This is a genomic window from Faecalicoccus sp., assembly GCF_036552745.1.
Classification (GTDB): Bacteria; Bacillota_I; Bacilli_A; order Erysipelotrichales; family Erysipelotrichaceae; genus Faecalicoccus.
Window position 1 is genome coordinate 1 of the sequence record NZ_JAXKBY010000133.1, and the last position, 9,136, is coordinate 9,136.

The window sequence follows — 9,136 nt, forward strand, 5'->3', positions numbered from 1 at the left end:
TGTATAGAAACAAATCCACAGTGCAAAGCAAGTATATCAAATGGCCGTAAGATATACTTGACCAGGAACGGCCTAGAAAGAAAAAATCCATTCAGGTCTTCCTAAATGGATAATACGAGCATGTATATGGAATTAACAGAATTTTTAGATAAGAATATCATTCGTACTTCTTTGAGTGCTGATAACAAATTGGATGCCATTAAAAAAATGAGTAATTTACTTATGGAAAATGGCTATCTATCAGATGCTAAAACATTTTATGAAGATGTATTAGAAAGAGAAAAACAAGGTGAGACAGGAATTGGAAACTATATTGCGATTCCACATGGTCAAAGTGACAGTGTCAAAAAGACTACACTTGCCATTTGTAAATTAGATAAAGAGATTGAATGGGAAACACTTGATGGAAAAGGTGTGAAAGTAATATTACTATTTGCGGTTCAAAACGATGTTGACTTTGCAAAAACACATTTATTGTTACTTTCTCAAGTTGCACGCAAATTGGCAAAATCTGAAGTCGTTGATTCTTTATTGAATGCTCAAACTAGTGAAGATGTAATTAATTGTTTTAAATAATATAAGGAGATCATAATATGAAAATTGTAGGTATTTGTGCATGTGTTGCTGGAATTGCGCATACGTATTTGGCACAAGAAAAATTAATTGATGCTGCTAAAAAAAGAGGGCATGAAATTCATGTTGAAACACAAGGTGTTATTGGTCAAGAAGATACTTTAACGGATCAGCAGATCAAAGATGCGGATGTAGTAATTTTCGCAGTTGATGTAGGTGTTACAGGAAAAGAACGTTTTAAGGGAAAAAAGGTAATCGAAGTTCCTACAAAGGTTGTTGTTCATAATGCGGAAGCATTAATTAAGAAAGTAGAAAGTATGTTAGCTTAGGAGAAGAATGATGAAAAATTTACAGTTGAAAAAGCACATGATGACTGCAATTGCATATATGATTCCATTCGTTGCAGCATCTGGTATGTTGATGGTTGTAGGTAATATTTTTGGAGGAACAAGCGTTGATACATTGAACGCTTCTACTCCATTACCAAGTTTATTAACAACACTTGGTGGAACTGCCTTAGGATTTATTCCAATTATTGTATCTACAGGTATTTCTTATTCAATCGCTGATAAAGCTGGAATTGCACCTGGTGTCATTTTAGGATTGTTATGTAAAGTTGATGGTTATGGTTTCTTAGGTGGTTTGATTGCTGGTTATTTAGCTGGTTATTTAACAAAATGGCTATTGAAAGTTATTAAAGTTCCTAAGTGGGTTCAAGGATTATTACCACAGTTAATTTTGCCTTTATTAGTTTCATTAATTGTTGCTGCAGCAATGCAATATGTATTGGGCGTTCCTATTACTTGGGTAACAAATGCAATCACAAATCTATTAGTAAGTATGCAAGGTAATCCAAGTGCAACAATTATCTTTGGTGTTATTGTAGGTGTATTATCTGCAGTTGATTATGGTGGACCAATCAACAAAGTTGTATTTACATTTGCCGCTGGATTATTATCTGAAGGAATTGGAGGTCCAATTGCCAATCTAATTCAGGCTAGTATGGTTGCTCCATTTGGATTAACTATTGGTTACTTTATTTCAAAATTAACTAAGAGAAACTTATTCTCAGATACTGAAAAAGATGCATTGAAATCAGCATTTGTAATGGGATGTTTCCAAATTACAGAAGGTTCATTCCCAATTATCTTAAATGACTTATTACGTATTACAATCTGTACTGCTGTTGGATCTGCAGTTAGTGGCGGATTAATTGGATTCTTTGGAGTTGAATCAAGTGTTCCATCTGGTGGATTCTTAGCATTGCCTGGATTCAATAAACCAGTTGAATGGTTGATTTCATTATTAGTAGGATCAATTGTATTTGCGATTGCACTTCAATTCTTGAAACATAAACCTGAAGCACAGGTTACACAAAAAGAATCCGAAGATGATATTGATTTAGACGGTTTGTCATTTACTGAATTATAAGAAACATGGCTAACTGAATTTCAGTTAGCCTTTTATAGGAGAACAATATGCTATTTATTGGAGTAGATTTAGGAACTTCTTCCGTTAAGACAGTGTTGTGTGATGGAAAAGGGAATATTCTTTCAACTGTCTCAAAGGACTATCCATGTGAATATCCTCATAATGGATGGAGTGAACAAAATCCTGAAGATTGGTACAAACAAACGATTCAAGCAGTACTTGAACTAATTCATACTAAGAGCGTGGATCCAAATGATGTAGCTGGTATCAGTTTTGGAGGACAAATGCATGGACTTGTTATATTGGATGAAAATGATCAGATCATACGTCCAGCTATCCTTTGGAATGATGGTCGAAGTGCAAATGAAGTACATTATTTAAATGAAACGATAGGTAAAAGTAAACTATCAGAATATTGTGGAAATATAGCTTTTGCTGGGTTTACAGCATCTAAATTATTATGGGTAAGAAATAATGAGCCAGAAAATTTTAAAAAAATAAGGAAGATTATGCTTCCTAAGGATTATCTTGCATACAAATTGTCAGGAACATTTTGTACTGATGTTTCAGATGCGAGTGGGACGCTTTTGTTTGATGTAAAGAATCGAAAGTGGTCAAAAGAAATGTTGGATATTTGTGGATTGAAAATGGAACAATTGCCACAAGTATTTGAAAGCTATGAAGTAGTGGGTACTTTAAATAAAGAGCATGCCGTATTACTTAATCTTTCTGAGAATGTAAAAGTTGTTGCTGGAGCAGGAGACAATGAAGCGGCTGCGGTAGGGACTCGTTGTGTAGAACAGGGACAATGTAATGTTTCAATCGGTACAAGTGGAACGGTATTTATGCCTTTGGATCAGTTCAATGTGGATCCACATAACGCACTACATTCCTTTGCGGACGCGACAGGAAAAAATCATTTAATGGGATGTATGCTAAGTGCTGCATCTTGTAATAAATGGTGGATGGAGGATGTACTAAATACATCTGATTTCATAAAAGAACAAGATAACATGTGTGGATTTGGTGAAAATACAATATATTTCCTTCCATATTTAATGGGAGAAAGATCTCCAATTAATGATGCTGATGCTAGGGGAGCTTTTATAGGGTTAAGCTTGGATACGACACGCAAACAAATGACACAAGCTATCTTTGAAGGAGTTGCATTTGCGTTAAGAGATTCTTTTGAAGTCGCAAAGAAATTAAATATTGATATCAATCAAGTAACTATTTGTGGTGGCGGCGCAAAAAGTATCGTTTGGAAAAAAATTATTGCGAATATTCTTCAAAAACCAATCCATGTTCTAGAAAAAGAGGAAGGCCCTGGTTATGGTGCTTGTATTTTGGCAATGGTTGGTTGTGGTGTTTATAAAAATGTTGATGAAGCCTCTTTAAATTTAAATAGAATAAAAGAGACTATCGAGCCAGATTCAAAAATTATGGAATTATATAATGAAAAGTATGAAGTGTTTAAAATGCTATATCCATCATTAAGGGATGTATATCAAAAGATGAAAGAGGTAAACAGATGAAACGATCAGAAATTAATAATGCTATTGAATATGTAATGGATAAATGTAAAGATTTTAAATTACCTTTACCACCATTCGCATATTATACGCCAGAAGACTGGAAGAAAGTCACAAAAGACGAAGAAGAATTAGTAGAAAATATGTTAGGATGGGATGTCACAGATTTTGGTACAGGAAAATTTATGGAAGTTGGATTAACTGTATTTGTATTTAGAAATGGTAATTTTAACAATAAAGAGAAATATCCAAAACCATATTGCGAAAAATTATTGTATGTACGTGATGGACAGATTTTACCATTCCATTTCCACTGGTCAAAAACAGAAGATATCATTAACCGTGGTGGTGGAGATTTAGAAATCACGCTCTATCAATCTGATGAAAACGAAGGCTTTACTGATAAAGATGTAACGGTAAAAGTGGATGGAAAGTCTGTTACTGTTAAAGCTGGTGAAAAAATTGTTTTAAAACCAGGACAAAGCGTAACATTAGAACCTTATCAATATCATCAATGGCAAGGTGTTCCAGGAACAGGTGATGTAATGTTATTTGAAGTTTCAACAACGAATGATGATCACGTAGATAACAGATTCTATGTAAAACAAGATCGTATTCCAACAGTTGAGGAAGATGCTGAAACTAAATATTTGATGTTTGCCGATTACGAAAATTACATTACATATAATAAGTAATAATTAAAAAGAAAAGCTAGAAATGATGATTTTATATGTAGTTATCTTTTCTAGCTTTTTAGTTTATGTAAAAGAAAGGATCATATATGGAATTAAAAGTACACGCAACAAACATTCGAAAAAATATTCTAACCGAAGTCTATAGTGCAAAATCAGGACATCCAGGTGGCTCATTGAGTGCTGCAGATATCTTGACGGAACTATATTTTGAACAGATGGATATCAATAAGGATAATGTAGATTCAATCAATCGTGATCGTTTTGTATTGAGTAAGGGACATGCAAGTCCTGTATTGTATGCTACACTAAAAGAAAAAGGTCTATTAGAAGAAGATTTAACAACATTCAGACATATTGATTCAAAACTACAAGGCCATCCAAACATGAATTATGTAGCAGGTGTCGATATGTCTACAGGATCATTAGGACAAGGTATTTCTTGTGCTGTGGGTATGGCTATCACAAATAAAGTAGATGGAAATGATCACCGTATTTATGCTTTATTAGGCGATGGTGAATGTGAAGAAGGTGAAGTTTGGGAAGCAGCTATGGCTGCAAGTCACTATAAGTTGGATAATTTATGTGCAATCTTAGACTACAACCATTTACAGATTGATGGAAATATTGATGATGTGATTTCACCAGAACCATTCGCAAGTAAATTTGTAGCTTTTGGATGGAACGTATTAGATATAAATGGACATGATTTTGATGAATTAAGAAATGCATTTGAACAAGCAAAACAAACAAAGGACAAACCAACAGTAATTATTGCCCATACAATCAAAGGTAAAGGTGTATCGTTTATGGAAAATAATTATGCATGGCATGGTGCAGCACCAAATGATGAACAGTATGAAACGGCAATGAAGGAATTAGGAGGTCTTGAATAGTGGCAACAGCAACAAGAGAAGCATATGGAAAGACTTTGGCAAAACTAATCGTAGAACATGATGATCTATTTGTATTAGATGCCGACCTAACAAAATCAACAAAGACAATTGATGCCAAGAAAGCAAGACCAGAACATCATTTCAACATGGGGATTGCCGAAGGAAACATGATGGCAGTAGCTGCAGGTATGGCTGCAAGTAATAAAGTAGTCTACGCATCAAGCTTTGCGATGTTTGCGGCAGGAAGAACTTTTGAACAGATTCGTAACAGTATCTGTTATCCAAACTTGAATGTAAAAGTATGTGCAACACACGCAGGAATTAGTGTAGGAGAAGATGGTGCAAGCCATCAATGTATTGAAGACTTGGCTCTAATGCGTTCTATTCCAAACATGAAGGTATTCCAGCCTTGTGATGCGAAACAGACTGAAGAAATCATTAAGGCTGTATATTCTATTGAAGGGCCTTGTTATGTGCGTTTAGGAAGACTTGGAGTAGAAGATGTATATGATGAAAACTACAAGTTTGAATTTGGCAAAGGCAATGTACTAAAAAAAGGAAGCAAGGTAGCTATCATTGCTTCTGGATTAATGGTACAGGAAAGTTTAAAAGCAGCAGAACTTTTAGAATTTGAACCAACTGTGATTGATATTCCAACCATCAAACCTATTGATAAGGAATTGATCATTGAAACAGCAAAGACACATGATGTGATTGTAACTGTCGAAGAACACAATGTGTATGGTGGTTTAGGTAGTGCAGTCAGTGAAGTACTAGCACCAGAAGGAATTAGCTGCAGACAATATATGTTGGGTATGCAGGATGTATTTGGCAGAAGTGGAAAGCCTAAGGATCTATTGGATTATTATGGTTTGGATGCAAAGCATATTGCAGAAAAGATCAAAGAAATTGTTGAATAATTATATTTAAAAAGTCACAACAAAGTGACTTTTTTAATGAAATTTCGTGATTTAATGTTGTTTTCACATGGACTCTTTATAATTGAAGGTGCTACTGGATGTAGTAACGGTGAACCCTCTGAATTAAAAATGATATCTGCTTGAGTTCTCGACAGATCCTTCGTTTTTTTGTAGGAGGACGTGTTGTATGTATATTTATCTATACATTGATGTTGCCATGACTTTATTGGCATTAGTTGAATTACTAAGAATCGCATTACTGATTATAGAAAAATGTAAAAGACACTAGTTCACCCAACCCCAATGGATTCAACTAGTGTCTTTTGACATTAAATAATTCAGATGGACCACTGCATCCAGTAGTCTTTCTGTATTTGTATTATAGCAACAAGTAGATTTTTATACAAATGATGAAATGATGGATTAGTGATTACGCATGAAATAACCTTCAATTTTTCGTGTTTGAAGATTATTTATTTTTTTATATACTTTAATAGTGTATTGGTGTACACTATTATTATGAAAAGATATGTTACTTATCCTGACTGGGTTGAAAAGTTTCGTTCTCCTGGTCATACAATCAAAAAAACGAAACAAGGCTATGGTCTTTACTCGTGTACTTCTAAATATGTGCCTGGTGGTAAACCTAAAAGTGTCCAGACTTATCTTGGAAAGATCACTCCTGATGGATTTATCCCTAAGTCTGTCGTTTCTAAACATCCTGTCTATGTAGAATACGGATTGAGCCACTTCATTATTTCAAGCTTTAAACGAGATCTGATTCGCAGTTCATTTAGAGCTACAGATGATACTGTATATCTTGGTGTTATTCAGTATATTTTTGGAAGCTGCGAGGATATCTTTCTATCTTCGTGTTTCCTTACTTACAAAAATAAGGAATCTTTATGTAAATACAGAGACTCTATTTCTGCTACACGTATAAAGACTATATCCAATAAGATTGCGAGATTAATGGAAAGTTATTTTGATGCAAAGGAAATAGCTGTACTTTCACTGCACATAGCGGTAAAATGGTGCGCGTGTAGCGCACCATCGGTGTGTCCGTAGCGGCCGACCGGTTTAAGATTTTGTATTTCTCATTGAATTACCTTTAAATTCAAGTCGATACGCATGACAAAGTAAACGATCCAAACATGCATCCGCATACGTTGATTCTTTGAACATGTCATACCAGTCCATTACCGGGATCTGTGAAGCTACGATCGTTGACTTTCTGCTTTCACGTGCATCCAGAATCTGAAAAAGATAACGACATTTTTCAACGTCCAGATCCATCAGGCCAAAATCATCGATAATCAATAAGTCAATTCCAGATAATTCCTCAATGAGATCCAATAACTTTACTGTATCGTCAAGTTGACAACAGGCATTCAGTTCCATCATCAGTCGGTCAGTCGAATAATATCTAACTGTGATGAACTGTTTTAATGCGGCAATCCCCATCGCGTTGATAAAGTATGTCTTTCCGGTACCGGTCATTCCCGTAACCAGAAGGTTTCTTCTTTATATTCTTCCCATATATGTCTGGCTATTGTTTTCTGATGATTTCTCGACTGTGTGCATTTTGAAAGGAACGGACAATCCCTACAGTCTTCAGGATTCGATTTATACTCTTTATACCCGTTTCGATTGGTCGTTGAATATTCAAGGATCTTGATGTTCGGACAAACGTAACAGTCGTATTCTTCGTCATAGACATATTCATATTTCCTGAAAAAACCTTTTTTGGTCATCGGACGCTTATAAGGAATATATAACCGGATATCATCCTTCAATACAGCTCGACAAATGGCCGGAGTGATATAGCCTGCATCCAGCGCCATGTTCCTGATCTCTTTTCCAAATTTAGCGAACAAGGGATGATAGACATCAAAAAAGGAAACACTGTCATGAATATTTCCGGGGACTGTTTTGAATGCCACCACAAATCCATGTCGTTCACAGAAGGTCTGATGACTATAGGCATAACATTTTTCTTTTTCTCCCTTGTGGAACAATCCGCATTCAGGATCCGTCTTGCTCTGTTTGATGTGTCTGGTCTCTTTGACTTCCACTTCAATCTCTTCTCCTGTCTGCTCGTCAAACTGGTATTCCACATCCGAAACTTGTTTCAAAGGCTTTTTTCCATGTTCCCTGCGATCTTCATTGATCTCTTTCAGAAGTTCGAATTCATAGGCCTTTCGCACGACATCGACTTCTACATCCTGATATTTGTTTTTATTGGCACTTGCCTTTTGAGGAGTGGAATCGCCAAACACTGTGGTCAGATCCAGAAGCCTATGTGCTTGCAGCTGATCCAAAACATGATCAAATATTGTCTCAAAAATAGAACTGTCATGATAACGGCGGATATAGTTTTGAGACCAGGTGGAGTAGTTCGGAACTTTTTCTTCAAAGGGGATACCCAGAAACCAGCGGTAAGCAACATTCATATCGCATTCACGGCAGGTCCTTCGCATAGAATTGAAACCAAAAAGGATATTGATACAGAGCATTTTGAACAAGATGACAGGATCGATACTCGGACGTCCTACAGGCGAATAAAGATCAGCCACATAAGGATAAATAAAATCCCAGTCGATACAGGTATCCAGCTTTCTAACGAGATGATCCTGAGGAACAAGGCCGTCCAAAGAATTGAAAATAAAACCTTCTCTAAAACAGAAGTGGCGAGTCATAGCCATAAAAATCACATCCTATCCAGCCTCTATATTATACCATATAGGGGTATATAAAGAAAAAAGAAAGCAGAAAGAGCCTCAAAGTTTGCTAGATAGGACGAGGATCATCTTTCTGCTATTTCATTATATCGAAATATATAGAGCCTGTCGAGTTTGTCAACAAGCTGAGATCGCCTAAGCGATCTTTTTTTCTGCCTTTCTTTGTATAGAGAATTTTTGTATAATAAAAGACAGAAAGGTTTGTGATAGAACCTGACTTTAGAGGTAAAATGAAAAAAATGGTGCTAAATCACTTGATCTAGCATCCTTTTTATTTGAGCAGAAGATAAATAGAAATTTTTTAAAGGCAAATTGAATGTTTTAGAGAGGAAATCTATTGTTGGCGAGGAA

General features: G+C 35.5%; 10 protein-coding genes. 8 read left to right on the plus strand and 2 right to left on the minus strand.

The genetic code is table 11. The features are described 5' to 3' along the window. The first annotated feature begins 126 nt into the window (after nucleotides 1-126). The 8 genes from U0M88_RS06415 to U0M88_RS06450 all read left to right on the plus strand — a co-directional run bounded on the left by U0M88_RS06415 (nucleotide 127) and on the right by U0M88_RS06450 (nucleotide 7,112). Nucleotides 127-576, plus strand: a complete 450-nt coding sequence (locus tag U0M88_RS06415; protein ID WP_331869272.1) for a PTS sugar transporter subunit IIA — start codon at nucleotides 127-129, stop codon at nucleotides 574-576. 17 nt (nucleotides 577-593) lie between these two features. Beyond that, on the plus strand, nucleotides 594-902 hold the full coding sequence (locus U0M88_RS06420) for a PTS fructose transporter subunit IIB (RefSeq protein WP_331869273.1): 309 nt from the start codon (nucleotides 594-596) through the stop codon (nucleotides 900-902). A gap of 10 nt (nucleotides 903-912) precedes the next feature. Continuing rightward, nucleotides 913-2,004: a PTS fructose transporter subunit IIC gene (locus U0M88_RS06425; protein ID WP_331869274.1), complete on the plus strand. Its 1,092-nt coding sequence runs from the start codon at nucleotides 913-915 to the stop codon at nucleotides 2,002-2,004. A gap of 47 nt (nucleotides 2,005-2,051) precedes the next feature. Then, the gene (xylB, locus tag U0M88_RS06430) at nucleotides 2,052-3,539 is read left to right on the plus strand and encodes a xylulokinase (RefSeq protein ID WP_331869275.1); all 1,488 of its coding nucleotides are present in this window, start codon (nucleotides 2,052-2,054) and stop codon (nucleotides 3,537-3,539) included. Beyond that, nucleotides 3,536-4,231 carry a D-lyxose/D-mannose family sugar isomerase gene (locus U0M88_RS06435; RefSeq protein WP_331869276.1) on the plus strand — a complete coding sequence of 232 codons (696 nt, stop codon included), beginning with the start codon at nucleotides 3,536-3,538 and terminating at the stop codon, nucleotides 4,229-4,231. The genes xylB and U0M88_RS06435 overlap by 4 nt, the downstream gene beginning before the upstream one ends. Before the next feature lie 86 nt (nucleotides 4,232-4,317). After that, nucleotides 4,318-5,124, plus strand: coding sequence for a transketolase (locus tag U0M88_RS06440; protein WP_331869277.1), 807 nt, complete (start codon nucleotides 4,318-4,320; stop codon nucleotides 5,122-5,124). Further along, nucleotides 5,121-6,044: a transketolase family protein gene (locus U0M88_RS06445; RefSeq protein ID WP_331869281.1), complete on the plus strand. Its 924-nt coding sequence runs from the start codon at nucleotides 5,121-5,123 to the stop codon at nucleotides 6,042-6,044. The genes U0M88_RS06440 and U0M88_RS06445 overlap by 4 nt, the downstream gene beginning before the upstream one ends. Nucleotides 6,045-6,563: 519 nt before the next feature. Further along, nucleotides 6,564-7,112, plus strand: coding sequence for a hypothetical protein (locus tag U0M88_RS06450; RefSeq protein WP_331869278.1), 549 nt, complete (start codon nucleotides 6,564-6,566; stop codon nucleotides 7,110-7,112). 12 nt (nucleotides 7,113-7,124) lie between these two features. On the opposite strand, the gene U0M88_RS06455 is transcribed toward U0M88_RS06450, so the two are convergent. Next, nucleotides 7,125-7,544 carry an ATP-binding protein gene (locus U0M88_RS06455; RefSeq protein WP_331869279.1) on the minus strand — a complete coding sequence of 140 codons (420 nt, stop codon included), beginning with the start codon at nucleotides 7,542-7,544 and terminating at the stop codon, nucleotides 7,125-7,127. Next, entirely contained in the window at nucleotides 7,541-8,749 is a 1,209-nt protein-coding gene (locus U0M88_RS06460; protein WP_331869280.1) for an IS1182 family transposase, read from the minus strand. The genes U0M88_RS06455 and U0M88_RS06460 overlap by 4 nt, the downstream gene beginning before the upstream one ends. Between the last annotated feature and the right edge of the window lie 387 nt (nucleotides 8,750-9,136).

Excerpts from the sequence above, each read along its gene's own strand:
- U0M88_RS06415 (WP_331869272.1), top strand. The coding sequence starts at position 127 with ATGGAATTAACAGAATTTTTAGATAAGAATATCATTCGTACTTCTTTG.
- U0M88_RS06420 (WP_331869273.1), top strand. The coding sequence starts at position 594 with ATGAAAATTGTAGGTATTTGTGCATGTGTTGCTGGAATTGCGCATACG.
- U0M88_RS06425 (WP_331869274.1), top strand. The coding sequence starts at position 913 with ATGAAAAATTTACAGTTGAAAAAGCACATGATGACTGCAATTGCATAT.
- xylB (WP_331869275.1), top strand. The coding sequence starts at position 2,052 with ATGCTATTTATTGGAGTAGATTTAGGAACTTCTTCCGTTAAGACAGTG.
- U0M88_RS06435 (WP_331869276.1), top strand. The coding sequence starts at position 3,536 with ATGAAACGATCAGAAATTAATAATGCTATTGAATATGTAATGGATAAA.
- U0M88_RS06440 (WP_331869277.1), top strand. The coding sequence starts at position 4,318 with ATGGAATTAAAAGTACACGCAACAAACATTCGAAAAAATATTCTAACC.
- U0M88_RS06450 (WP_331869278.1), top strand. The coding sequence starts at position 6,564 with ATGAAAAGATATGTTACTTATCCTGACTGGGTTGAAAAGTTTCGTTCT.
- U0M88_RS06455 (WP_331869279.1), bottom strand. The coding sequence starts at position 7,544 with ATGACCGGTACCGGAAAGACATACTTTATCAACGCGATGGGGATTGCC.
- U0M88_RS06460 (WP_331869280.1), bottom strand. The coding sequence starts at position 8,749 with ATGGCTATGACTCGCCACTTCTGTTTTAGAGAAGGTTTTATTTTCAAT.